General features: G+C 74.4%; 17 protein-coding genes and 1 tRNA gene. 8 read left to right on the top strand and 10 right to left on the bottom strand.

Annotated elements, in window-relative coordinates:
• Positions 1-842 precede the first annotated feature (842 nt).
• Entirely contained in the window at positions 843-3,749 is a 2,907-nt protein-coding gene (locus ACTMTB_RS16845; protein ID WP_441146648.1) for a glycoside hydrolase family 48 protein, read from the top strand.
• A gap of 301 nt (positions 3,750-4,050) precedes the next feature.
• Here the strand turns inward: ACTMTB_RS16845 and ACTMTB_RS16840 are convergent, their stop codons facing one another.
• Complete coding sequence (locus ACTMTB_RS16840) at positions 4,051-4,722, bottom strand: DUF3159 domain-containing protein (protein WP_441146646.1); 672 nt, start codon at positions 4,720-4,722, stop codon at positions 4,051-4,053.
• A gap of 83 nt (positions 4,723-4,805) precedes the next feature.
• Between ACTMTB_RS16840 and ACTMTB_RS16835 the strand changes: the two genes are divergently transcribed.
• Positions 4,806-5,693 carry a phosphatase PAP2 family protein gene (locus tag ACTMTB_RS16835; protein WP_441146829.1) on the top strand — a complete coding sequence of 296 codons (888 nt, stop codon included), beginning with the start codon at positions 4,806-4,808 and terminating at the stop codon, positions 5,691-5,693.
• Here the strand turns inward: ACTMTB_RS16835 and ACTMTB_RS16830 are convergent, their stop codons facing one another.
• Complete coding sequence (locus ACTMTB_RS16830) at positions 5,694-6,146, bottom strand: YbhB/YbcL family Raf kinase inhibitor-like protein (protein ID WP_441146644.1); 453 nt, start codon at positions 6,144-6,146, stop codon at positions 5,694-5,696. It abuts the gene before it with no gap.
• A 96-nt stretch (positions 6,147-6,242) separates the two neighbouring features.
• On the opposite strand from ACTMTB_RS16830, the gene ACTMTB_RS16825 reads away from it, so the two are divergent.
• Positions 6,243-6,923, top strand: a complete 681-nt coding sequence (locus tag ACTMTB_RS16825) for a maleylpyruvate isomerase family mycothiol-dependent enzyme (RefSeq protein ID WP_441146827.1) — start codon at positions 6,243-6,245, stop codon at positions 6,921-6,923.
• 185 nt (positions 6,924-7,108) lie between these two features.
• On the opposite strand, the gene ACTMTB_RS16820 is transcribed toward ACTMTB_RS16825, so the two are convergent.
• Positions 7,109-8,032 (bottom strand): DUF1028 domain-containing protein, encoded by a 924-nt coding sequence (locus tag ACTMTB_RS16820; RefSeq protein WP_441146642.1) that lies wholly within the window; start codon positions 8,030-8,032, stop codon positions 7,109-7,111.
• 311 nt (positions 8,033-8,343) lie between these two features.
• Between ACTMTB_RS16820 and ACTMTB_RS16815 the strand changes: the two genes are divergently transcribed.
• Entirely contained in the window at positions 8,344-9,324 is a 981-nt protein-coding gene (locus ACTMTB_RS16815) for an LLM class F420-dependent oxidoreductase (RefSeq protein WP_441146825.1), read from the top strand.
• The gene (locus tag ACTMTB_RS16810; protein WP_441146640.1) at positions 9,321-10,112 is read left to right on the top strand and encodes an SDR family oxidoreductase; all 792 of its coding nucleotides are present in this window, start codon (positions 9,321-9,323) and stop codon (positions 10,110-10,112) included. Before ACTMTB_RS16815 ends, ACTMTB_RS16810 begins: the two co-directional genes overlap by 4 nt.
• A gap of 154 nt (positions 10,113-10,266) precedes the next feature.
• Here ACTMTB_RS16810 and ACTMTB_RS16805 read toward each other — a convergent pair whose 3' ends face one another.
• The 5 genes from ACTMTB_RS16805 to ACTMTB_RS16785 form a co-directional block, all read right to left on the bottom strand.
• Complete coding sequence (locus ACTMTB_RS16805; protein ID WP_441146638.1) at positions 10,267-12,690, bottom strand: transglutaminaseTgpA domain-containing protein; 2,424 nt, start codon at positions 12,688-12,690, stop codon at positions 10,267-10,269.
• Positions 12,666-13,814 carry a DUF58 domain-containing protein gene (locus ACTMTB_RS16800; RefSeq protein ID WP_441146636.1) on the bottom strand — a complete coding sequence of 383 codons (1,149 nt, stop codon included), beginning with the start codon at positions 13,812-13,814 and terminating at the stop codon, positions 12,666-12,668. Before ACTMTB_RS16800 ends, ACTMTB_RS16805 begins: the two co-directional genes overlap by 25 nt.
• A 13-nt stretch (positions 13,815-13,827) precedes the next feature.
• Positions 13,828-14,826 carry an AAA family ATPase gene (locus ACTMTB_RS16795; RefSeq protein ID WP_441146634.1) on the bottom strand — a complete coding sequence of 333 codons (999 nt, stop codon included), beginning with the start codon at positions 14,824-14,826 and terminating at the stop codon, positions 13,828-13,830.
• A 33-nt stretch (positions 14,827-14,859) separates the two neighbouring features.
• Positions 14,860-17,421 (bottom strand): fibronectin type III domain-containing protein, encoded by a 2,562-nt coding sequence (locus ACTMTB_RS16790; protein WP_441146823.1) that lies wholly within the window; start codon positions 17,419-17,421, stop codon positions 14,860-14,862.
• Between the two features lie 222 nt (positions 17,422-17,643).
• Complete coding sequence (locus ACTMTB_RS16785; RefSeq protein ID WP_441146632.1) at positions 17,644-20,712, bottom strand: tetratricopeptide repeat protein; 3,069 nt, start codon at positions 20,710-20,712, stop codon at positions 17,644-17,646.
• A gap of 234 nt (positions 20,713-20,946) precedes the next feature.
• Between ACTMTB_RS16785 and ACTMTB_RS16780 the strand changes: the two genes are divergently transcribed.
• Together ACTMTB_RS16780 and ACTMTB_RS16775 are read left to right on the top strand one after the other, a co-directional pair.
• A tRNA-Leu gene (locus ACTMTB_RS16780) sits at positions 20,947-21,030 on the top strand.
• A gap of 350 nt (positions 21,031-21,380) precedes the next feature.
• Positions 21,381-21,623: a tyrosine-type recombinase/integrase gene (locus tag ACTMTB_RS16775; protein WP_441146630.1), complete on the top strand. Its 243-nt coding sequence runs from the start codon at positions 21,381-21,383 to the stop codon at positions 21,621-21,623.
• A 299-nt stretch (positions 21,624-21,922) separates the two neighbouring features.
• On the opposite strand, the gene ACTMTB_RS16770 is transcribed toward ACTMTB_RS16775, so the two are convergent.
• Positions 21,923-22,210 (bottom strand): hypothetical protein, encoded by a 288-nt coding sequence (locus tag ACTMTB_RS16770; RefSeq protein WP_441146628.1) that lies wholly within the window; start codon positions 22,208-22,210, stop codon positions 21,923-21,925.
• A gap of 153 nt (positions 22,211-22,363) precedes the next feature.
• Between ACTMTB_RS16770 and ACTMTB_RS16765 the strand changes: the two genes are divergently transcribed.
• Positions 22,364-23,827: an NF041680 family putative transposase gene (locus ACTMTB_RS16765; RefSeq protein WP_441146626.1), complete on the top strand. Its 1,464-nt coding sequence runs from the start codon at positions 22,364-22,366 to the stop codon at positions 23,825-23,827.
• Here ACTMTB_RS16765 and ACTMTB_RS16760 read toward each other — a convergent pair.
• The gene (locus ACTMTB_RS16760) at positions 23,824-24,522 is read right to left on the bottom strand and encodes a mechanosensitive ion channel family protein (protein ID WP_441146624.1); all 699 of its coding nucleotides are present in this window, start codon (positions 24,520-24,522) and stop codon (positions 23,824-23,826) included. The genes ACTMTB_RS16765 and ACTMTB_RS16760 overlap by 4 nt on opposite strands.
• Between the last annotated feature and the right edge of the window lie 321 nt (positions 24,523-24,843).

Genomic DNA, 24,843 nt, shown 5'->3' with positions numbered 1-24,843 from the left:
GCGGGCCACCCCGACGGCCGGGAGCGCTCCCAGCACCGGCATGCGGCGTTCCGGCCGCCTCGGGGCGGACCGCCAGCCTAGAGGGCCGCGCGGAGGCGGCCGGGATGGGGGAAGTGAGATGTGACGGGCGCCGTCAGTCGTCCGACGCGTCGGGCGGGGCGCAGATAGCGAGCGAGGCCGGCCGGGCGGCGTACGCGCCTGTCCCGTCGGCCTCTTTTCCCGTCGACTACGGGGGTTTAGTGTGGGGACGGGGGAGGGCAACCCCCGTCCCCACCTTGGTGCACACACGCACGAGTCGAATTGGCGTCCGCCGTGCGTGTCGCGCGGGAGCCGGGCCACGCGAGTGGCTCTGGTTCCACCTCCCTCCGTCACTGGCGGGTGTCGGCTGGCGACGGTGTCCGGGCTGGCCCGTCGTCAGCCTCTTGGCTTGCACCGCGGCCGGGCGACCACGGTCGTCGAACAATTGCATCTCCGTCGATGGAAGCGCTCCCATCGGCGATGCAGCGACTGTAACGCCCGTCACGGGTTTGTGAAAGCCCCAAAACGAGATCGAAACATCGATCGGTGTCTCACCTGCGGTGTTGTCGTGGGAGCGCTTCCATGGCAGACTGTCGAATCGACGCAGCGGAGCCAGCTCGCGTGAGCGTGGGTCGCCGAGGGCATCCGGATCTCCGGACGGCACCCCGAGGAACCGCCGCCGCCCCACGGGCGGCAGACCGGCGCAGTTCCGCACCGACCACCTTCCCGGGCGCCTCCGTCCCCCCGCGTTCCCTGCTCGCGTGGAGGCGCCTCGCCGGCGGCCCGTCAGGCTCCGGCCCTCATCCGAGGGAGACACCGCGCACATGAGACTCTGGGCAAGACGTCGCCGGACGGCGATGCTCGCCGCCACCGCGCTGGCCATCGGCGGGGTGACCCTGCCGGCCGGCGCCGCGCAGGCCGCCCCCGCCTGCGACGTGGTCTACGCGACCAACGACTGGAACACCGGTTTCACCGCCAACGTCACCGTCAAGAACCTGGGGGACGCACTCACCGGCTGGACGCTCAAGTTCTCCTTCCCGAACAGCTCCCAGCGCGTCACCCAGGGCTGGTCGGCGAAGTGGAGCCAGACCGGCAGCGAGGTCACCGCGACCAACGAGTCGTGGAACGGCAACCTCGGCACCGGCGCGTCGACCACCATCGGGTTCAACGGCGCGTACTCCGGCAGCAACCCGAAGCCCACCGCCTTCACCCTCAACGGAGTCGCCTGCAACGGCACCCCGGCCAACCAGCCGCCGACGGTGTCGCTGGGGCTGCCCACCGGGCCGTTCGAGGCGCCGGCCGACGTGCCGCTCACCGCCACCGCCGGCGACCCGGACGGCACGATCGCCAAGGTCGAGTTCTACCGCAACGGCCTGCTGGTCAACACCGACACCACCGCCCCGTACGGCTACACCCTCGAGGACCTGCCGGCCGGCAGCTACACCGTGCAGGCCAAGGCGTACGACAACGCCAACGGCGTCGCGGTCGCGGAGAAGGCGTTCACCGTCAACCCCGCCTCCGGTCCGGTGCTGGTGGCCACCCCGTCGGCGGTCAGCGTGACCGAGGGCGGCACCGGCACGGTCAACCTGAAGCTCAGCGCCGCGCCCAGCGCCAACGTGCCGGTGACCCTCACCCGCACCGGCGACACCGACGTCGCCGTCACCCCGGCGACCGTCACGCTCACCCCGGCCAACTGGAACACCGGGGTGACGGCCACCGTCGCCGCGGCCGAGGACGCGGACACCCTGGGCGGCACCGCCACCGTCACGGCCTCGGCCACCGGCTTCGCGCCGCTGGCGATCGCCGTCACGGAGATCGACAACGACACCCCGGGCGGGGACAACGCCTACATCAAGCGGTTCCTCGACCAGTACGGCAAGATCAAGAACTCCGGGTACTTCAGCCAGGAGGGCGTGCCGTACCACTCGGTCGAGACGCTGATCGTCGAGGCGCCCGACCACGGCCACGAGACCACCTCGGAGGCGTTCAGCTTCTGGCTCTGGCTGGAGGCGCAGTACGGCCGGGTCACCCAGAACTGGGCCCCGTTCAACAACGCCTGGACAGTCATGGAAAAATATATAATTCCGAATCATTCGGACCAGCCCACCGCCGGCGCGGCGGGCACCGCCCAGTACGCCGCCGAGTACAACCTGCCCAGCCAGTACCCGTCGCAGTTGCAGCCCTCCGTCCCGGTCGGCCAGGACCCGCTGCGCTCGGAACTGCAGAGCACCTACGGCACCGGTGACATCTACGGCATGCACTGGCTGCTGGACGTCGACAACACCTACGGCTTCGGCCGCTGCGGCGACGGCACCACCCGGCCGGCGTACATCAACACCTTCCAGCGGGGCACCCAGGAGTCGGTGTGGGAGACCGTGCCGCAGCCCTCCTGCGACACCTACGCCCACGGCGGCCAGTACGGCTACCTCGACCTGTTCGTCAAGGAGGGCAGCGCCCCCGCGAAGCAGTGGAAGTACACCAACGCCCCGGACGCCGACGCCCGCGCCGTGCAGGCCGCGTACTGGGCGCTGACCTGGGCCAAGGCCCAGGGCCGGGAGGCCGACGTGGCCGCCACCGTGGCGAAGGCCGCCAAGATGGGTGACTACCTGCGCTACGCCATGTTCGACAAGTACTTCAAGAAGATCGGCAACTGCGTCGGGGCCAGCACCTGCCCGGCCGGCAGCGGCCGGGACTCGGCGCACTACCTGATGTCCTGGTACTACGCCTGGGGCGGCGCGTACGACCCCAGCCAGAACTGGTCCTGGCGGATCGGCTCCAGCCACAACCACTTCGGCTACCAGAACCCGTTCGCGGCCTGGGCGCTGACCAGCGTGCCGGAGCTGAAGCCCAAGTCGCCGACCGCGGTCGCCGACTGGCAGAAGAGCTTCGACCGGCAGCTGGAGTTCTACACCTGGCTCCAGTCCGCCGAGGGCGGCATCGCCGGTGGCGCGACCAACAGCTGGGACGGCAGCTACGCCCAGCCGCCGGCCGGCACCGCCACCTTCTACGGCATGTACTACGACGTCGACCCGGTCTACAACGACCCGCCGTCCAACCAGTGGTTCGGCATGCAGGCCTGGTCGATGCAGCGGATCGCCGAGCTGTACCTGCAGACCGGCAACGCCAAGGCCAAGGCGCTGCTGGACAAGTGGGTGCCGTGGGCCATCGCCAACACCACGGTGGGCACCAACTGGTCGATCCCGTCGGACATGAAGTGGACCGGCCAGCCCAACAACTGGGACCCGGCCAACCCGCAGGCGAACACCAACCTGCACGTCGAGGTGACGGTGAAGGGCCAGGACGTCGGCGTCGCCGCCGCCTACGCCCGCACCCTGATCGCGTACGCGGCGAAGTCGGGCAACGTGTCGGCCAAGAACACCGCCAAGGGGCTGCTGGACGCCCTCCACGCGGCCAGCGACGCCAAGGGCGTCTCCACCACCGAGAAGCGTGGCGACTACCGGCGCTTCGACGACGTCTACAACGCCGCCGACGGACAGGGCCTCTACGTCCCGTCCGGCTGGACCGGGAAGATGCCCAACGGCGACGCCATCGCCGCCGGCAAGAGCTTCCTGGACATCCGGTCGTTCTACAAGAACGACCCCGACTGGCCCAAGGTGCAGGCCTACCTCAACGGTGGCGCCGAGCCGACCTTCAACTACCACCGGTTCTGGGCCCAGGCCGACGTCGCCATGGCGTACGCCGACTACGGCAACCTGTTCCCGAACGGGTGAGGTGACCCTCCCGGGTGGGTGGCGCGGCGCCACCCACCCGGGGGCCGACCGGGCCCGGGGGAGCGGACCGCCCGGTCGGCGGGCGGCCCGACTCCCACCGTCGGGCCGGGGGTGGGTCGACGGTTCGGTCGACGCAGCGGATCGGGCGACCCACCCCACCGCCCGCCGCGGCGTGCGTCAGGGAAAAGCCGCGAAAAAAGAGGGCGTCGCGGGATCACACGACGCCGTGCGACGGAGTACCGTGTTTCTCGGAGAGGCCGCTCCCCCCGTGGCGGCCTCTCCCTTAATTTTTCCCCCCGGTTCAGCTTCCGTCCGGGGTGACCGGGTGCCGCAGCCCCGGGTGGCCGGCCGGCAGCGACCGCCGGATCAGCACCCAGCTCACCGTCAGCGCCGCCGCCACCAGCGGCCAGGTCATCGCCGCCCGGGCCACCGTCAGCGCGACCACCTGACCGCCGAGGTACAGCGGCAGGAACACCGCCACCCGCAACGCGTACGTCGCCGCCCAGACCCAGCTGCCCCGCGAGTACGCCCGCAGCAGCGCCCGGTCCCGCCGCCACCGGCCCCGCTGCCGCAGCGCCACCCCGACCACCACCCCGAGCAGCGGCCAGCGCACCACGATGCTGACCACCCAGACCAGCGCGCTGGCCGCGTTGGAGAGAAGCTGCACCAGGAAGAAATCGGCGGCCCGTCCGGTGTAGAGCGCGATCAGCGCGGCGACGCAGACGGCGAGCAGCCCGACCAGCACCGACCTCGGCCGGTCGCCCCGGCGCAGCCGCCACCCGGCCACCGCCGTGCCGACCAGCACGGCCGCCGCCACCCCGCCGGCGATGGACCGCCCGGTCAGCAGCCAGCCGAGGGTGAACGCCACCGGCGGCAGGGTCGCGTCCACCGCACCGCGCCGCCCGCCCAGCAGGTCCGCCAGCGACTCCGGCCGCTCCGCGACCGCCGGCTCCCGTTCCGCCGTACCGCCCACCGTCACCTCCCGTGGTCCGGCCCCAACCTAGCCGGGACGCACCGGTGTCCCGCCGAGCGACCTGCCGGGAGTGCCGCTACGGTGTGCGGGTGCGCGCGACGGCAAGAGGTTGGACCGCGGTCTGGTTGGTCGTACTGGCTCTGGTCCAGGCGGCCGCTCTCATGGTGCTGTGGCGCTTCGCCGTGCACACCGGGACCGGCCAGTGGCTCGACACGGTCGCGTTGACCGGCAACCAGATCGGCCAGGACCGCATCGACGGGCCGGTCAACCGGATCCTCAACGCGATGTCGGTGGTGTCGCTGCTCGCCGCCACCGCCGTGATCGGCTTCATCGCGCTGATCCGTGGCCGCAAGGCGCTCGCCGTCGCGGCCACCCTGCTGATCGCGGGCGCGAACGTCAGCACCCAACTGCTCAAGTACGTCCTCGACCGGCCGGCGCTGGGCATCGACCCCGAACGGGACGCCGCCGGCAACAGCCTGCCCAGCGGGCACGCCACCATCGCCGCCTCGGTGGCGCTGGCGCTGATCCTGGTGCTGCCGCCCAAGGTGCGCCCGCTCGGGGCGTTCCTCGGCGTCGCGTACGCCGCCATCGCCGGCGTGGCCACCCTCTCCGCCGGCTGGCACCGGCCCAGCGACGCCGTGGCAGCGTTCCTCGTGGTCGGCGTCTGGGCCGCGCTGGCCGGGCTGCTCCTGCTGGTCTTCCAACGGGAGCAGGCGCAGGTCTCCGCCGAGGACGCCCACCGGGTCGCCGCGGCCCTGCTCGGGCTGGGCGGCCTGGCGGCCGTCGTCGCCAGCGGGCTGGCCCTGTCCTGGCTGCTCGACCAGCAACAGGTGCCGGTCGACGAGCTGAGCCGCCGTCCGCTCTTCATCGGGTACGCGGGCAGCGCCGCCGGCATCGCCGGCACGATGGCGGTGGTGGCCGCGCTGGTGCTGCTCCCGATGCACCGCCTGGTGCCCCGCTACAAGGGCTGATCAGCGCCGGTACGTCCCGACCATGGTGCCGCTGGCCAGCTCCCGGCCGGCCAGTGCCGCGTGCACGTCGGCGGCCTGCGGGGCGTCGGGCAGGTCGACCGGGCGTTCCAGGGCGTACAGGCGGAAGAAGTAGCGGTGCGCCTCGTCGCCCTTCGGCGGGTGCGGCCCGCCCCACCCGGTGGTGCCGAAGCCGTTGGGCCACTCCCGGCCGCCCTCGGGGACCAGCCCCTCCCCGACTCCGCCGGAGGTCGGGGAGATCCCGGTGACCAGCCAGTGCAGGAACGGGCTCCGCCCGGCGTCCGGGTCCTCGACCAGCAGCAGCAGCTCGGTCGTGGACTCCGGCACGTCGGACCACTGCAACGGCGGTGAGGCGTTCCCGCCGTCTCGCGAGAACCGCCCCGGCAACTGGTCGTGGTCGTTGAACGCGGTGCTGCGCAGCATGATGCCGGCCATCTGTCGCCCGCCCCCTCTCGTCGGCCCGGCGCGTACCCGCGACCGGCCGGCCGAAACCGACGTGGCAGGGTACGAGCACGACGACGGCGGGGGAGGATCGGCCCGGTGGAGACGGTACGGACGGCGTTCCGGGACGAGTGCGCCCGGCTCGACGGGGTGCTGCGCACCCTGACCGAGGCGGACCTGGGCCGCCCGACCCCCTGCCCACCCTGGGCCGTCCGCGACCTCGTCGCCCACGTCAGCACCGGCGCCGGCCGCCTGGTCGACATGCTCGCCGCGCCGGCCCCGCCCCGGGCGGAGGTGGACGCCGCCGGCTACTTCGGCGCGGCGAAGTTCACCCCGGAGGTCGACGCCGCGCGGGTCGACAACGCCCGCCGGGAGGCCCGTCGACCGGCCGACGCGGCGGCGACGGCCGGGGCCTTCACCGCCGCCTGGCGGGGCACCGACTCCGCCGTCGCGGCGCAGCCCGCCGACCGGGTGGTCCGCACCCGGCACGGCGACGCGATGACCCTGTCCGACTTCCTGGTCACCCGGGTGGTGGAGGTCGGCGTGCACGGCCTGGACCTGGCCCGGGCGCTGGACCGGCGGCCGTGGCTGACCCCGACCGCCGCCCAGGTGGTCGCCGACCTGCTCACCGGCGGCCGGCCCGTCCCGGCGCGGCTGGGCTGGGACCCGCTCACCCTGATCCGCAAGACCACCGGGCGGCTGCCGCTCACCGAGGCCGAGCGCGCCGAGATCGCGGCGGCGGATTTCCGCTGGCTCTCCTTCGCCGGCTGACCCGTCCGCCGGCCGGCCGGGTCGCCGGCTCCCCGGCAGGCTCGCGCCCACCGTGCCGGGCAGAGCGGTGGGTCGCCGCGCCGGCAGGGCAGGTGGGTCGCCTGCCGGGCAGGGCAGCGGGTCGCCTACCGGGCAGAGGAGCGGGCCGCCGTGCCGGGCAGGGCAGCGGGTCGCCGTGGACCGGGTCAGTCGCCGGTCCGGGGCGCGGGGATCGCGGCGACCGTGCGGCGCAGGTGCGCCAGGACGATCGGGTCGATGTGCCCCGGCACCAGCCGTTCCTCGAGGTTCTCCCAGCCCGCCCAGGAAGCGAGCGCCGCCTCCAGCGCGGGCCCGGCGACCGTCGCGGGCGCCGCAGCGCCCACCGGGTGGACGGCGGCCGTCAGCCCGGCGCCGCCGACCGGGTGGCCGGCGGCGGCCAGCAGACCGGCCACCTCGTCGGCGAGCGGGCCGGCCAGCTTCAGCAGCGTGGCCGGGTCGGGCTTGCCGAAGAGCATGGTGTGGATGTCGAGCAGCCGGTGCAGCTCCCCGACCGGGTCGAGGTGGTCGTCCACCCGCAGGTCGACCAGGTTGTCACCGGTGCCCGCGTACCCACCGCCGCGCTGGACCACCAGGAGGGCCGCGCTCTGGCGACCACGCCGGTCGCCCCCGGCCTGCTCACCGGCGCGCAGGGCGGCGAGCAGGCGCTGCGGGAACGGCAGCGACTCCCCGGCCAGCCAGCCGTCGCGCACCGCCTCGACGACCTGCGGGCCGGCCAGGATGTTGCCCTGGGTCGCCCAGCCGTCGCCGGCCAGGCCACCGGCCCAGCCGCCGCAGCGCGGGCCGGTCCAGGTGGCGCCGGGGCCGGTGGCGCCGACCACACCGAGCTGCCGGTCGTCCCGGCCCGGATCGGCGGCGACCAGTTGGGCGATCACGTCGGCGGCGGGGGCGCCCGCGCGCAGCAGCGCCAGCCCGTTCGGCCGGTAGGAGAGGTTGGCGTGGGCCTGGCTGGCCACCGCGCCCACCTCGGCCTCGGCCCCCGGCACCAGGGCGCCGGCGGCGAGGAACCTGCTGGCCACGGCGACGCCGTGCAGGCGGCCGTCGGCGGACCGGGCGACGAGGGAGAAGGTCACCGGTGAAGGTTAGCGTCGCCGTGGGGCACCCGGGAGTCCCCGCCGAGCGCGGCGCGCTGGCGCCCGGGACCGGAGTGGCCCACAACACCGACCGGCGATGGCTCACGCCGCCGACCGCAGTGGCCCACACCACCTGCTGGCCGTTGGCCCGGTCCGACCGGCGATGGCCCGGGCCGGTAGAGCAGATCTCGTGCGGGCACCGCCGTCCGTCCCGGCGGGCGCGCGGAACGCGTCGAGTGCCGCGGTGTTCCCGGCTCTTGTTCCCGTGCCGGCGAGCGGGCACGATCGACCGGATGACGAACCGATGGGGCATGACGGTGCCGCTGGGCGGCGTCCCGCTCGCCGACCACGCCGCGGTCTACGCGGCCCTCGACCGGGCCGGGTTCACCGACGTCTGGTCGTCGGAGGTCAACGGCGCCGACGCGTTCACCCCGCTCGCCCTCGCCGCCGCCTGGCAGCCGCGGCTGCGCCTCGGCACCGCGATCGCCCCGGTCTTCACCCGGGGGCCCGGGCTGCTGGCGATGAGCGCCGCCGCGCTCGCCGAGGCCGCCCCGGGGCGCTTCGCGCTGGGCATCGGCGCCTCCTCGCCGGTGCTGGTCGACGACTGGAACGCGATTCCGTTCACCGAGCCGTTCCGGCGCACCCGGGACGTGCTGCGCTTCCTCAGGGCGGCGCTGCGCGGGGAGACGGTGGACGGCGCGTTCGACACCTTCGCCGTACGCCGGTTCACCCTCGAACGCCCGCCGGCGGTGCCGCCGGCGGTGCTGCTGGCGGCGCTGCGCCCCGGGATGCTCCGGCTGGCCGCCGCGGAGGCCGACGGGGTGATCCTCAACTGGCTCGCCGCCGACGACGTGCCGAAGGCCCTCGCCGAGCTGGGCGGACGCGGCCCCGGCTTCGAGGTGGTCGCCCGGATCTTCGTCTGCCCCACCGAGGACGCCGGCTACGCCCGCACCCTCGGCCGGCGGCTGATCACCAGCTACCTGACCGTGCCGGCGTACGCCGAATTCCACCGCTGGCTGGGCCGGGAGAGCGCGCTCGGCCCGATGTGGACGGCCTGGGCCGCCGGGGACCGGCGGGGCGCCGGCGCGGCCGTGCCCGACGAGGTGGTCGACGCGCTGGTGCTGCACGGCTCGCCCGAGCGGTGCCGCGCCGAGGTGCGCCGCTACGCCGAGGCGGGGGTGGACGTGCCGGTGCTCGCGCTGCTGCCCACCCCGGAGCTGACGTCCGGCGGCGCCGCCGCGCTGGGCGACCTGATCGCCCGGCTCGGGCCGGCGGGGGAGGAGCGGGCGTGAACCTGACCGACCGGGTGGCGGTGATCACCGGAGCGGCCGGCGGCATCGGGTCGGCGCTGGCGCGCCGGTTCGCCGCCGAGGGCGCGGCGGCGCTGGTGCTGGCCGACCTGGACGCCAGCGCCACCGGCGCGGTGGCCGAGAGCGTCGGCCCGATCGCCCGGGCCGTCGCCGTGGACGTCACCGACGAGGACCAGGTCCGCGACATGGTCGCCGACACCGAGCGACGGTACGGCCGGATCGACCTGTTCTGCGCCAACGCGGGTGTGGCCACCGGCGGGGGCGTGGAGGCGGCCGACGCGGAGTGGGACCGGTCCTGGCGGGTCAACGTGCTGTCCCACGTGTACGCCGCCCGCGCGGTGCTGCCGGCGATGCTGGCCCGGGGCGAGGGCTACCTGCTGCACACCTGCTCGGCGGCCGGGGTGCTGACCGCGGTGGGCGACGCCCCGTACACCGCCACCAAGCACGCGGCGGTCGGGTTCGCCGAGTGGCTGGCGATCACCTACCGCGACCAGGGCATCCGGGTCAGCGCGCTCTGCCCGCAGGGGGTGGATACGCCGATGCTCGCCGACGGGTTGGCCGCCGGCCACCTCGGCGCCCGGGTGATCGCGGCCTCCGGGGCGGTGCTCACCCCCGACCAGGTGGCCGACGCGGCCATCGCCGGGCTGGCCGAGGAGCGCTTCCTGATCCTGCCGCACCCCGAGGTCGCCGCGTACGCCCTGCGCCGCGCCCAGGACCCCGACGGCTGGCAGGCCGGCCTCCGCAAACTCGTCCGCCGCCTCCGCGCCTGACCGCTTCCCCTCCCGCGCCCTCCCGCCGGCTTGCTCATTGATCAAGAAGTTTGCGTCTCGGCGGGCCGGTTTCCTGACGCAAACCTCTTGATCACCGTGGCCGGAGCCCGCTGGCGGTGCCCGGCTCGCGCATGGGCAGGGGCGCTGGGTGGGGTCAGGGGCGCCAGCGGAGGGGGCCGGGGTGGACCGACCAGAGCAGGCGGCGCCAGCGGGGGCGGGCGGCGCGCAGGGCCGCCACGTACTGCTCGGCGAGCGCCGTCGCCTTGTCGGCGTGGGCCGGGGTGGCGCTACCGGGCGCGAAGGCGACCTGGTTGAGCAGGACGGCCAGCTCGTCCACGTCAGGTCCGTCCACCATGGCCGGTGCGGTGGCGACGGCCGGGCCGTACCCGGCGTATCCGGCGTGGTCGGTCTCGCCGGTCCGGTCGACAATCGCAGGAGCGGTCGGAGGAGCGGTCCGGTCGGCGGTCGTGGTGGCGCGGGCGTCGGCCAAGGTTCGTCGGGCGTGTCGGGCCACCTCCGTGGCGGCCAGGTCGCCGCCGACCGGCCGGCCCGCCAGGCGCAGCGCGTCGGTGACCTCCCGCCAGGCGCCGGCGATCCGCTCGCCGGGGTCGCCTCGTTCCCGGCGGGCCCGGGCCTGCGCCCGGCGCATCCCGGCCAGCGTGGCCAACGCCGCCCCGACCAGCAGCAGCAGGCCGGCGACGGCCACGGCGACCAGCACCGGCGTCGACACGCCCCGGTCACCGGCGGGACCGTCCGCGGCGGCCACCGCCGGCGGGGTCGCGGTGGGCTCCACGGTCGGCTCGGGCACCTCCGACGGGGGCGGGTCGTCCGGCGTCGGCCGGAAGTCCTCCTCCACCGGGCGGGGCTCGGTGTCCGGCCGGGGCAGCGGGTCGAACGGCACCCAGCCGACGCCCGAGAAGAGCACCTCCGGCCAGGCGAACGCGTCGGCGGCCCGGACCGGACCGTCGCCGCGCGACTCGAAACCCACCACCACCCGGGTCGGCAGGCCGGTCAGCCGGCCCAGCACCGCGAACGCCGCCGCGAACTGCTCCGACGTGCCGCGCTGCCCGCCGCCCCCGCGTGGTCCGAAGAGGAAGAAGTTCAAGTTCGGGTACGCGTGCCCGCTCGGCGCGTCCGCCACCACCCGGTAGTGCTCGGCGAGGAACTGCTCGATCGCGGCGGCCCGCGCGTACGGGGCACCGTTGTCCTCGGCGAGCTGGCCGGCGAGCTTGCGCAGCGGCTCCGGCGTACCGTCGGCGACCCGCAGCACCCGCGCCACCTCCGCACCGGCCGGCACGTCGGCGGTGGCGAGCAGGTTCGCGTCCGGCCGCTCCCGCGCCGAGGTGACCGTGTACCGCAGTCCCGGGCTCAGCCCTTCCGGGCGGATCAGCGTCCCGGTCGCCGGGTCGTACGCCACCCGCGCCCCGGTGACCTCGCGCGGGGTGGCCACCGCCGGCAGCAGCCGTCCGGTCAGGCCGGCCACGGTGATCTCCTGCTGGACGGTCTCCACCGGCCCGGTGTGGGATGTCGTGGCGGGCAGGATCCGCCCCGCGTTGCGGTACGTCGCGCCGACCCGCCAGGTCACCCCGTCGTAGTCGCTGAGCACCGCCAGCCGGATCCGGCTCTCGGCCCCGGCCGGCGCCCGGGTGGTCACGTCCAGCAGCTCCTGCTCCGGGTTGAGCGCCCAGCCGGAGATCCGGATCAGCGGGTTCTCGTCCAGCGACTCCACCCGCGGCGGCTCCACGTAGCGGCGCGGGTCCACCGGCCGGTCGTCGACCCGGGCGGCCAGCAGCGGCCCGAGCAGGGCGGCCAGCCCCACCACCACCGCCAGGCCGAGCGCGGTGCCCGCCACCAGCCGGGCCCGCACGGCCGCCCGGACCGACGGGGCCAGCCCGGCCGTCGGGTCGGCCGCCCCCGGCGCGCCCCGCCGGTCGGAGGCGGCCAGCCCCAGCGCGACCGCGCCGGCGAAGGCCACCGACGGCCAGGTCGCCGGGTCCGCGTTCGGCCCCACCACGTAGAGCGCGCCGGCGTAGAGCAGCGTCGGCGGCAGGAAGCCGAGCAGGGTCCGGCCGGCGCGCAGCGCCACCTCCGCGCCGGTCAGCCCGGCCAGCCAGGCCGCCACCAGGGGCACCAGCACGGTGTCCGGCGCCGGCTCGACCGGGATCATCGCGGTGAGCAGGCGGGGGATGCCGTTGCGGGCCGCGTCGGCGACGATCGGCCCGAAACTGCCCGGCAGGTCGGCGTGCCGGGCGGCCAGGTGCAGCGAGAACGCCGTCCAGCCGGCCATTGCGGCCACCGACACCGGCGCCACCAGCCAGGAGGGCAGCCGCCGGGCGGCCACGCTGACCAGCACCGAGCCGACCGCCGCGCCGAGCATCAGCCGGGTCAGCAGGTCGTCGGCGTACACCCGACCGAGCACCACCCCGGCCAGCGCGGTCATCACGACCAGCGCCACCGGCACCGGCACCGCGCGCAGCCCCCGCCGTACCGTCGCGCCCCGACCGTCGTCCGGCGGCGCCGCCGAACCGGACGCGGCCGGGCGCGCCTGCGTCGTCACCACCGGCGGACCCCGTCCCACTCGGCGGCGAACCCGGCGCCGTCGGCCACGTCCAGCACCACCAGGCCCGCCGCGGCGGCCGGCATCGGCCCGTCCGCGCCGAAGACCGCCACCACCACCGACGGGTACGCCCCGCGCAGCGCGCCGACCTGCCCCAGGTCAGCCCGGCCGCCCGGCCCGGTGAGAAAGACCAGCGTGTCGCCGGCCCGGTCCTGCCGCAGCCGGCTCGCCGAGGTGTGCAACGTGTCGGCATCGCCGTCGGTCAGCTCCACGGCGGCCAGCCGGTCCAGCGGCGGCTCGCCGGCCCGGTCCTCCCCGGGCGCCACCAGCAGCAGTGCCACCGGCAGGTCCTCCCGGACGGCGGCGGTGACCACCGAGGCGGCGGCCTCGCAGGCGGACTCGAAGGACTCGGCCACCCCGTCCACCCGCTGCGGGTGGGCGCGGGCCCGGTTGTCCAGCAGCACCACGATCCGGGGCAGGCTGGTGTCCACGTTCTCCCGCACCATCAGCTCGCCGACCCGGGCGCTGGTGCGCCAGTGCACCCGGCGCAGCTCGTCGCCGACGACGTACTCGCGCAGCGAGTCGAAGGTGATCGACCCGTGCGGCACGCTGTCCGACCGGCCGTCGAGGCTGCGCCCCGCCCCGGTGGGCACCGCGGTCAGCGGGTGGATCCGCGGGTGCACCCAGACCGGCACCGTTGCACCGTACGGGCGGGAGAGCGCCACCAGCCCCAGTGGATCGCGCCGGGTCACCCGCAGCGGGCCGACCGGCACCACGCCCCGGCGTCGGGTCGGCACCTCGTACCGGACGGTGGTGTCCCGCCCGGGACGCAGCCGCAGCACCGGCACGGGCACCGTCGCCGCGCCGCACCGGTCCTCGGCCAGCAGGTTCGCCGCCCGCAGCCGCCCGGCGTTTCGGACCGTGACCGTCATGTGGGCCGGCTCGCCCCGGGCCACCCGGTCCGGGTCGGCGCTGCGGGAGACCGCCAGGCGGGGCCGCCAGGCGGCGGTCGCCACGGCGTAGCCGACCGCCACCGCGGCCGCCGCGCCGAGCAGCGCCAATTCCGGGTACGCGAAGCGGAAGCCGACGCCGAGCAGCAGCACGGCGGCGACGAGCAGCCCGACGCCGCGGGCGGTGATCCCCATCGACGTACGGCCGTCAGCTGTTCGCCGGGGCCGGCTGGCCCGACGGCAGCGGCACCGGCACCGACGCGATCGCCTGGCGCAGCACCTCGGCGGGGGTCGCCCCGCGCACCTGCGCGTCCGGGGTGAGCAGCAGCCGGTGCGCGAAGACCGGCTCGGCGAGGGTCTTCAGGTCCTCCGGCATGATCCAGCCCCGGCCGTCGATCAGCGCGTACGCGCACGCCGCGCGGGTCAACGCGATCACGCCCCGGGGGCTGACCCCGACCCGTACCTGCGGATGGTTGCGGGTCGCGGCGGCCAACCGGACCGCGTACGCGTAGAGCGGCTCGGCGATGTGCACCCGGCGGGCCATCCGGACCATCTCCCCGACGGTGGCGGTGTCGGTGACCGCGCTGAGCGAGTCGGGGGAGCGGACCGTCGCGCCGCGCAGCACCTCCACCTCGACCGCCTCGTCCGGGTAGCCCACCGACAGCTTCACCAGGAAGCGGTCCAGCTGCGCCTCCGGCAACCGGTAGGTGCCGTCCATCTCGACGGGGTTCTGCGTGGCCACCACCAGGAAGGGCTGCGGCACCGGATGCCGGACGCCGTCCACGGTGACCGTGCGCTCCTCCATCACCTCCAGCAGCGCCGACTGGGTCTTCGGCGAGGCCCGGTTGATCTCGTCGGCGATGACGATGTTGGCGAAGACCGGCCCCGGGTGGAACTCGAAGCCCCGGGTGGCCTGGTTGAAGATGGTCACCCCGGAGACGTCCGAGGGGAGCAGGTCCGGGGTGAACTGGATGCGGCGCCACTCACCCTTGACCGTCGCGGCGATCGCCCGGGCCAGGGTCGTCTTGCCGACGCCGGGCACGTCCTCCAGCAGGACGTGCCCCTGCGCGAACAGCGCGGTCAGCGCCAGCCGTACCACCTGCGGTTTGCCCAGCACGACCGCGTTGACGTTCTCCGCCAGCCGGGCGGCGAGGGCGGCGAAGCCCTGCACCTCCGGGTGGGTGAGCGGTTCCTGGGTGCTGTTCACGGTGGTGGTGCTCCTCGACTGGCTGGTGCGGCGTCAGCAGGTGGGCAGGACGTTGATGTTGTCGCCACCCTCCAGGTTGAGCCACGCCCACGGGATGTAGTTGCGTCCGGAGTACTCGACCTGCACCCACCAGGTGCTGCGCTTGTTGTCGTTGTAGATGTAGGCGTAGACCTCTTCGCCCGACTTCTTGCAGTACGCCTTGAGTCGGGTGCCGGGCCTGGCCCAACCGACCTGCCTGTTGTTGTCCTGCCGGGGCACGGAGAAGACCTCGTTGCCGTTGCGGCCGGCCACGTCGTTGTCGCAGTAGCTCGCCTCCGGTCCGGACGCGCCGTTGTTGCAGGTGGCGACGCCGTACAGCGGGTCGGTGGTCTGCGCCCGGTTCGCGGTGCCCTTGCCGGCCGCGTTGCTCGCCGTGACCGTGAACGTGTAGGCCGTACCCGGCGTCAGGCCGGGCATCGTGATGCTGGAACAGGGGCCGGACCTCGCCGCCTCACCGGCGGTGCTCAGCGAGCAGGTGGCCTGCCCGCCGCCCGCGTCGACCGTGAAGGTGACGGTCGCCGCGGTGGCGGTCGCCGACGAGCCGGTCACCGTCACCCGGGGCGCCGCGACCGTCCGCGCAGTGGTGCTGGCCTCCGGGCCGGGGCCGGCCTCGTTGACCGCCTTCACCTTCACCGTCACGCTCTGCCCGTCGCTCAGCCCGGACTCGATCTTCTGCGTGTCGGTCACCTCGCTGACCTTGCCTCCGACGTCGACCAGGTACTTCGTCACCGGGCGGCCGTTGTCCAGCGCCGACGACCACTGCACGGCGACGGTGCCGCGCTGGTCGGCGACCGTGGTCGCCCGCAACTCGGCCGGCTGCCCCGGCGGGGCGAACGGCACCACCGTGTTGCTCACCGGCGAGGCCGCCGAACCGGCGCCCTTGTCGTTGACGGACACCACGGTGAAGGCGTACTGGGTGCCGTACTCCAGCTCACCGGCCGGCACCACCAGCTCCGTCTTCGCCGACTCGCCGGCCGGGGCGTTCGTGCCGGCCGAGGTCGCGGTCACCGCGTACTTCGCGATGGTGTTGCCCTGCCCGTTCGCGGCCGGCCACTTCACCAGCACCGTGCCGTCCGGCCGGGCCTCGGCGGTCACGCCGGCCGGCGGGTCCGGCACCGCCGCCGTCGGGGTGACCGGGTTGCTCCGCCGGGCCGGGCCGGCGCCCTTGGCGTTCACCGCGTGCACCGCGAACGTGTACGACTCGCCGTTGGTCAGGCCGGTGATCTCCACCGCCCGCTGGTTGGCGCCCACCTCGTGCTTCTGGCCGCCGCCCTCCACCACGTACCTGGTGATCTCGGCGCCGTTCGCGGCCGCCGGCTTCCAGCTCACCCGGGCCTGCGCGTTGCCGGCGGACGCGGTGACGCTGCGCGGCGCGCTCGGCTTGCCCACCTTCGGCTTCTTCGGCGGAGGCGGTGGCGGGGGAACCGGCGGCGGGTCACCGCCGAGCACGTCGTTGGCGTACTTGTTGACCTCGCGTACCTGGTGCTTGTCGTCGACCACGCGAGCGGTCGACGAGTCGGGCGCGTTGATGAACAGGTGGTTCTCCCGCACGTCCAGCTCCAGCGGGCCGGTCATCCCCTTGCCCCGGATGGTGTCGACCAGCTTGCCGGCGCCGTCGAACGCGTAGACCGTCCCACTGGCCTCGTCGGCGCAGTAGAACCGGCCGGCCCAGGCCACCGCCGCGTTGAGCCGGTCACCGCTGCCCGGCACGGTGAACTGGCGTACCTCGCTGCCGTCGGCCACCACGTGCACCCGCCGCTCGCCGCCCACCGTGACCGGCACGGCCGGGCCGCTGGTCCGGGCCGGCAGCGTGCCCGCGGACGACATGGCCAGCGGGGTGCGCACCGTCTCGCCGGCGCGGACGGTGACCAGCGACGCCGAGGTGCGGTCCAGCACCGCCACGCCGTCGTCCAGCGTGGACACCACCAGCTCGTGGCTCGGCTCCGCGACCGTGTACGTCTCGACCTGCTTCGGGCTGAGGCCGCCGCCATCAGTGGGGGCGGCGGGCAGCTCCGCCGCGGTGACCGCCGAGACGGTGCCCTCGCTGGGGATCGCGATCCAGAGCCGGCCCTTGCCGTCGAACGCGCCGCCGGTGATGCCCGGCGGGTAGCGCACCGGCTCACCCACCGGGGTCAGCGAGCGCGGGTCCAGCTGCCGGACGATGCCCTGCACGGCGTCGACGACGAACGCCGCGTCCTCGTGCAGCACGACGTTGACCCCGAGGCCGGGCGTGGTCCGGGTGGTCGCGGTGATCTGGAGGGTGGCCAGGTCCAGCGAGCTGACCTGGCCGGTGTTCAGGTCGCGCAGGATGAGCAGCCGATCGGTCTGGGTGACCTGCATCGGGTGCCGCCGCGCGCCGGGGATCTCCATCCGGGTGTCGACCCGCGCGGTGACGCCGTTGACCCGGGCCATCTCGCTGCGCGCCGCGCTCCACAACCAGCTGCTGGCGTCGTAGTTGGCCACCGCGTTGTCGGCGGCGCCCAGCCCGAGCACCGTCAGCCCCATCGCCGCCAGCAGCGCACCCACCGTGCCGATGGTGACCAGCCCGCCGCGCATCCGGGAGCGGCGTGGCGGTGCGGCGGTGTCGGTCACGGTGCTCCGCCCCGGGTCGTCGATGGTGGCCACGTCCGGCTGCCTCCCCGTCTGGCTGTCCAGGTGGCGCGCCGTGTCCCCGGCGACCCTCCCCTGAGCCGTGGGACATCATATGGGCCGCGCCGGCACCGGGGAACCCGCTGGGTCCCCCTGTGGACACCCAGCGTGTGCGCCGTGGACGGTCGGTCAACCCGCCGGCGTCCGCCGCTCCCGGTCCGTGCAGACCTGTCCCGACGTGGCGAAGGCGTCCGTGGAGTACACCGCCAGCACCGTGAAGCAGTAGTCCACCGTGGAGCTGAGCCCGTTCACGGTGTAGGTCGTCTGTCCCGGGTCGACGGTGGCCATCACGCCGAGCGCCTTACCGGCGCGCCCGCCGGCGACCATGATCGGCACCCCGCCACCCGCCGGGTCGGACCAGGTGATCGTGACGCTCGTCCCGTCGTCGCGCAGCTTCAGGCCGGTGGGCGGGGCGCCGGTTGCCTTCGCCGCCCCCGGTGTGCCCCTGGTCGGCGCAGGCGGCACGCCGGGCTCGTCGCGGTCCAACGCCACCGCGCCGACGACCCCCGCGACCCCCAGCACCACGACGCCCGCCACGACGGCCAGCACCACGCGACCCCGCCCGCGCCGCTCCGGCGGCGCCTCGACCGGGTACGCCGGCGGCGGCTGGTACACCGGCGGATACATCGTCTCCTGGCGCGGCTGCTCGACGGGGGCGTCGGCCTCCTCCTGCACCACCTGCGGCGGCATGTCGTACGCGACCAGCGGCTCGTCGACGAGTTCCAGCGGCCCGTCGGTGTCGGTCTGGCTGCTGCCGTCGTCGTCCTCGGCCGGCTCGTCGCGGCTCGGGGCGGTGGTCAGCGGCTGCGGCGGCGCGACGCTGCTCCACGGGGGCGCGGTCAGCCCCCACGGTGGCGCGCTGACCGGTGGGGTGCTCACCGGCGTGGAGCTCACCGGGTGGTGCGGTGCCGGCGGCCTGCTGGCCACGGGCGGCATCGACGGACGGTGCACCTGGAGGGCCGGCGGGGTGCTGACGGGGTGGTTCGATGCTGGTGGGGTGCCGACGGGTTGGTTCGGTGCCGGCGGGGTGCTGACCGGGTAGGCGGGCGCCGGCGGGGTGCTAACCGGGTAGGAGGGTGCGGGCGCGGCGCTTGTCACGGGGGGCGCGCTGAGGTGGTGGGCCGGCGGGGTGACCGCATGGTGCTGGGTTGGCGGGGCGCTCACCGGGTTGGCCGGGGTGCCGGGCGCGGGGGCCGCACTGACGGGGTGGGTCGGCGGGGCGACCGGACGGTGCGGTGGTTGCGGGGCGCTGATCGGGTGCGTGGGCGCCGGGACCGGCGGCGCGCTGATCGGTGGCACGGGTGCCGGCGGGACCGGCGGTGCAGGCAGCGGCGTGACCGGTGGTCCGGGTGGTGCGCTGACCGGCGGTGCGGGTGGCGTGCTGACCGGCGGGATGGGGGCCGCACTCACCGGCCGCACGGGGACCGGGGGAGCGCTGACCGGGTGCACGGTGGCCGGGTGCGCGGAGACCGGTGGTGCGTTGACGACCGGCGGTGCGGGTACTGGTCGGGCGGTCGTGGGCGGTGGGGGCACCGGGGGTGCGCTCACCGGCGGGCCGCTGACGGGCTGGGATGCCCCGGCGTGCGGCGGCGCGCTGACCGGGCCGGGGCTGACCGGTCGGGAGTTGACGGGCGGGGTGCTGACCGGGGCGTTCGTCGGTCGGGTCGTCGCCCGGGTCGTTCCCGCCTGGCGCTGGGCCTCCTCGCGCAGGAGCGGATCTATCTGCTGGACCTGGATGGTCGGCCGGTCCCAGCCGTGCGCCTTCGGGACCGTCGGCCGCGGGACCTCCGTGCCGGCCGGCTCCGTCGATCTGTCAAGCGGCGTGACCGGTGACGGATGCGACGGGGTGGCACCGGTGGTCACCGGACTCGGCGTGGTGCCTCCGGTGGTCACCGGCGTACCCGTGGCGGGCCGGTGGTCCGGCGGAAGTGGCGTCGGCGCCGCGTCGACCGGCGGCGCCGGAACCGTCGGAGTCCGGCTCGGCACCTGGGGTGCCGGTGGCACGATCGCGGGCGCCGTCATCGGGCCGGGCGGTACCTGTGCCCGCGGAGGGACCGGGGGTGGTGGCACCGCCGTCCGGGCCGGCGCGGGCTGCGGAGCCGGCGGCGTTGCGGCGGCCGGCCCGGGCGCCGGCGGCAGGGGCGACGTGGCGGCGGGTCCGGACCGCGCATCCGCCGGCGCGATCGGGGGCACGGCCGGGGCCCGCAGGTGCGGCGGCGCCCACGGTGACGTGTTGGGGGCGGCGGCGTCGACGTGCGCGGGTGGCCCGGGTCGGGGCGGAATGGGAGCGGGTACCACGGGTGGCTGCGGGGTCGGCCGGGCGGGCGGATGCGGCGCGGGCGGGGCCGACCGGGGCACCGGCACCTGGGGTGCCGGCGGCACGGAGAACTGCCCGTGCGGCGCGTGCGGAAGCTGCGAGGCCGCGACGGGCGGCGGTGGCGCGGGTGGTGCCGGCGCGGGCGGCACCCGGCGTGCGGGCGAGGCCTGCGGTGGTGCGGAGACCTGTTGAGCGAGGGGCGGCGCCTGGGGCGCCGGCGGTACGGTCCGCTGCGGGGGCACCGGCGCCGTGGGTTGCTGCCGCACCGGCGGTACGACCGGCCTCTGCTGCGGCATGCCGGTCGTGGGCGCGGAGAACGCGCCGCCCGTGCTCGGCGCGGTGCTCGGCGGTCCGGCCTGCCGAACGGCGGGCGGCCCGGAGTGCCGGAGCGGAACCGGTCCGGGCTGCGGAGCCGGCCCGGGCTGCGGGGCGACGGGCGGGGGCATCGCCGGTGCCGCGCCGCCGAGGTACTGCCGGGCCGCCCGTACCGCGGGGTGGTGCTCACCGAGCACGGCGGGCCCGGCGGTGGCCACCCGGGTGTAGTTGCGGCGGGCCTCGTGCCGGTTGCCGAGCTCCTCGGCCACCGACCCCAGATCGAAGGAGATGGCCAGCATCAGCGGCTCGCTGCCGGTCCACCGGCGCTCGCCTGCCGCGTACGCCTCCTCCAGCACCCGCCGGGCGGCGGTCGGGTCGTCGGCCTCGCGGTGCATCCGTGCCAGCAGGTGGGCGGTGCCCAGCACCTCCGGGTGGTCCTCGCCGTACGCCGGCCGGACCGAGGCGATCGTGTCGGCCAGCAGCCGGCGGGCGGCGGGCAGATCACCGGCGGAACGGAGGGCGAGCGCCCGCTGCTGGGCGGCGACGAGGGGGGAGGGTTGTGACACGTGAGCAATGCTGCCGGTAGACGGTGCCCGGACGCTACCCGCCGGACGGCACGCCCCCGCCGATCCTGGCCGCCCCATGCCTCTGACCTGGGCAGATGTCGCGACATTGCACCGGGCCGGCGGCGATGTGCATGATCCATCTCGGCCGTGTACAGTAATGCCCCGTGCGGCCCACCAGGGGCGGCTGACCGGCGGGAGAGCCGGCGACGCCGACAGGGTAGGCTGGACGAGTAGGTCCGGGTGGCGGAATGGCAGACGCGCTAGCTTGAGGTGCTAGTGCCCGTATAGGGCGTGGGGGTTCAAGTCCCCCCTCGGACACGACCCATAACCCCACGGTGCGCGCTGAGATCAGCTTCAGCGCGCACCGTTTGCGTTTCTGGCTGGTACGTGAGTCGGAGGCCGAGCTGACGCTTGACCTCGGCCTTGTCAGCGGGGTCTGCGTCGCGGAGCACGGTTCGGCTCCGGCGTCGAGGGCTGCTCGGTTGCGCTCAAGCTTGGCGTCGCAGTCGGCGATGGTTGCCCGGGCTGCGGTGCCAAGGGCGGGTAGATCATCAGTGGCCGGGGCGTTAGCCACAGCGCTGATCGTTCGTTCGATGCGGTCCGGCGCGGAGGCGGAGGCCAGCCAGGTGTCGAGCGGGTCGGTGAGGGCGTCCTCCCGCAGGTAGACGTTGTTCTTTGTCCGCCCCGACGGCAGACCATGGCACCCCAACGCCGTCACCCAACGCTTCCGCCGCCTCGTCAAACAAGCCGGGCTGCCACCCATCCGACTGCACGACCTGTGCCACGGCGCCGCCACCCTCGCCCTCGACGCCGGCGTCGACATCAAAGTCGTCTCCGACCAACTCGGGCACTCCACCACCACACTCACCCGAGACACCTACCAGAGCGTGGTCAAACGCCTGCACCGCTAGGCGGCCGTCGCCGTCGCCGACAAGATCGCCACCAAACGGCGGCGCGGCGCGTGACGAGGTTCTCCTACTGGACGCAGGCGGCGACACCGCCTGATCGACTGTCGGGCCACACACCCACGGATCCGAGGAGGAGTTCTTCGCCCGGCTACGCGAGGCAGGGGTGCTGGTCCGACTGACGCAGCAGCACCGATCCTCGCAACATCACCGGGTACGCGCTGGCGCTTCCCGGCGCACGCACTCCCGGCAGGCAGCCGGTGTACTTCGGCGGGGGCCGGTTGGCGCCCGACATGACCCGCCGGTCAGGGCTGGTACTGGCTGCGGGTGCGGGGCAGCCACTGGGGATGGTGGTCCCGCATGTAGCGGATCAGTCCCTCGCGTAGGTCGCAGCGCAGGTCCCAGGCGCTGGCGCCGTCCGCGGCCGAGGCCTGCACCTGGATGACCACGGTCTGCGGGGTGGCGTCGACCATCTGGAGCACCCACTGGTCTCGGTCCCACAGCGGTGAGGACTCGACCAGTCGGCGTGCCTCCCGGCGCAGGTCGTCCAGGTCGGCGGTGTGGTCGACATGGATTTGGATCTTGCCGACCACCCTCGACTCGTTCCGGGTCCAGTTTTGGAACGGCCGCTCAGCTTGATCTTTAACCCCGAGGGTCCTGTGGGGACCCCGATCGATCACGGAAACAGCCCTTGGTTGATGATCTTCTTGTCTAGGGAAGAGCATCAATAACCAAGGGCTGTTCTGGTGACCAGTGTGCATGACCGTCGTCCGGCTGATGCCGTCGGGGAGCTGGACAGGTTCCGGCGAGAGTTCTATGACTGTTTGACTGCTCGGGCTGATGCGTTGTTCGACCTGACGGACGCGGTGTTGTGCGCCGATGGGCCGGTCCGGTCGTTGGTGGAGTTGTCGCTGGTAGGTGAGCACCGTCGGGGTCACGGGGCGTTGTATGACGCCCTCGCCTGCGGGCGGCTGGACATCGACCGGTTGCGCACCTGCCTCGCGGCGGTGCCGTTGCCACGGGCGGCTGATGGCCGTCTTGTTCTGGCGGTGGACGTCACCTGCTGGCTGCGGCCGGACGCGCACACCTCACCGCAGCGGATCCTGTGTCACACCTACGGCCGCGGCAAGGACCAGCACATCCCGGTCCCCGGTTGGCCGTATTCGATGATCGTGGCGTTGGAGTCGGGCCGAAGTTCGTGGACGGCGCCGTTGGACGCGCAGCGGCTGGCGCCTGGTGATGACGCGGCCACGGTCACCGCTGGGCAGCTGCGAGACATCGTGGGGCGGCTGATCGCGGCCGGGCAGTGGCGGCCCGGGGACCTGGAGATCCTGGTCGTGGCCGACGCCGGCTACGACGCGCCCCGGCTGGCATTCCTCCTGCGTGATCTGCCCGTGCAGGTCCTCGCGCGGATGCGCTCGGACCGGGTACTGCGCCGGGCCGTGCCACCTCGGCAGCCCGGGACGATCGGCCGGCCACCCCGCCACGGCGGCGAGTTCATCTTCGGTGATCCCGCCACGTGGGGTGAGCCGAACGCGGCCACCGTTGCCGACACCCGCCTCTACGGCACGGCGTGGGCCCGCGCCTGGGACCGGCTGCACCCCCGGCTGACCCACCGCAACGCCTGGATCGACGCGGCGAAGGCGCTGCCGGTCATCGAGGGAACCGTCATCCGCCTGGAAGTCGACCACCTGCCCAGCGGCGCGACCCCGAAACCGGTCTGGCTGTGGTGGTCCGGCATCGACGCCACCAGCGCTGATGTCGACCGACTCTGGCAGACGTTCCTGCGCCGCTTCGACATCGAACACACGTTCCGCCTGTTCAAACAGACCCTCGGCTGGACCTGCCCGAAGATCCGCACCCCGCAGGCCGCCGACCGCTGGACCTGGATGATCCTCGCCGCCCACACGCAGCTTCGCCTGGCCCGCGCCCTGGCCGCCGACCTGCGCCGGCCCTGGGAGAAACCCGCGCCACCGCAGCGTCTCTCGCCCGCCCGCGTCCGCCGAGGGTTTCGGCACCTGCGCGCGAAGGCCACCTGTCCGGCCGGCGCGCCCAAACCCTCCCGACCAGGACCGGGACGACCACCCGGCCGCCGCAACAACCACCCCACCCCGCGCTACGACGTCCACGCCGCGACCACCACGAACGCCAAGAAACCGGCCGCAAAGAAGCCGAAGTCCGTCAATCCCCGTCCACGCCGCACAGGTTAAAGATCAAGCTCAGTGAAGTACGTGGTCGGCAGGATGAGTACCCGGTCGTCCCAGAGCCGGATCACCACGTTGGTCAGCTTCACCTCCTCGACCCGGCCCCATTCGCCGTCCACTACCAGCACGTCGCCGACGTGCATCCCGTCGGCGAAGGCTATCTGGATGCCGGCGAACGCGTTGCCGAGCGCGGTTCGGGCGGAGAGGCCGATCACCGCGCCGATCACGCCGGCCGAGGTCAGAATGGAGATGCCGGCGAGGCGTACCGGCCGGAAGGTGATCAGGATCAGGCCGATCGCGACGACGGTAACCACGGCGACGGTGAGCCGCCGCACGGGGCGGATCTGGGTCCGGGCCCGCCGGATCCGCCGGCTGGTGACCAGATCGCTGGGCAGCTTGGCGAACGCGACCGTTTCGACAACATTCAATGTCCGGATCACCAGCCACGCGCTGAGGGCGATCAGGACCAGCAGGGCGGTGTGCCGCAGATAACGCTGCCACTCGGCCGGTCCGGGCGGCAGTGCGTAGTACAGCGCCCCGACCAGCAGGGCCGCGGCCGCCGGGCGGCGGCAGGCGTGCCGCAGCGGCTCCAGCAGCCACTTGTAGCGGCCACGGGCAGCCCGGCGGATCAGCACGCCGGTGACCAGGTCCACGACCACGGCCGCCGCCAGCGCAGCCAACACGATCAACGCGGTACGCATCAGAAGCCGTTCACCGTGATCCCGATGCCGCCTCTCCTGAGCTCGACCGCACTCCCCGCTTCAGGGTGTCATCGGATCCGGTGGCGAGCGGCGGATATCGGGAATGCCAGACGGCCGTGACGGACGTCCGGCGACACGCCACTGCTTGAGCCGGTTGAAGCAGCGCTCCACGACGTTGCGCTGCTTGTAGATCACCTTGTCAAGGCCGGTGGCCGCCCCGCCGGCGTGCAGGCAGGGTGGGCCGCCACGGACGAGACCTACGACGAGCCCGGCTACCGGTGAGGAGCACCGATGACCCACAGTGAACAGCGCCGCCCGGAA

It is taken from the genome of Micromonospora sp. L32 (assembly GCF_052068055.1).
In the GTDB taxonomy this organism is placed as follows: Bacteria; Actinomycetota; Actinomycetes; order Mycobacteriales; family Micromonosporaceae; genus Micromonospora; species Micromonospora purpureochromogenes.
The sequence above is the reverse complement of the archived record's forward strand: the minus strand, read 5'-3'. Positions and strand labels throughout refer to the sequence as shown.

Bases quoted from the DNA above. Each gene is read 5' to 3' on its own strand.
- ACTMTB_RS16845 (WP_441146648.1), top strand. From the start codon at position 843: ATGAGACTCTGGGCAAGACGTCGCCGGACGGCGATGCTCGCCGCCACC.
- ACTMTB_RS16830 (WP_441146644.1), bottom strand. From the start codon at position 6,146: ATGGCCGGCATCATGCTGCGCAGCACCGCGTTCAACGACCACGACCAG.
- ACTMTB_RS16815 (WP_441146825.1), top strand. From the start codon at position 8,344: ATGACGGTGCCGCTGGGCGGCGTCCCGCTCGCCGACCACGCCGCGGTC.
- ACTMTB_RS16800 (WP_441146636.1), bottom strand. From the start codon at position 13,814: ATGGGGATCACCGCCCGCGGCGTCGGGCTGCTCGTCGCCGCCGTGCTG.
- ACTMTB_RS16790 (WP_441146823.1), bottom strand. From the start codon at position 17,421: ATGCGCGGCGGGCTGGTCACCATCGGCACGGTGGGTGCGCTGCTGGCG.
- ACTMTB_RS16760 (WP_441146624.1), bottom strand. From the start codon at position 24,522: ATGCGTACCGCGTTGATCGTGTTGGCTGCGCTGGCGGCGGCCGTGGTC.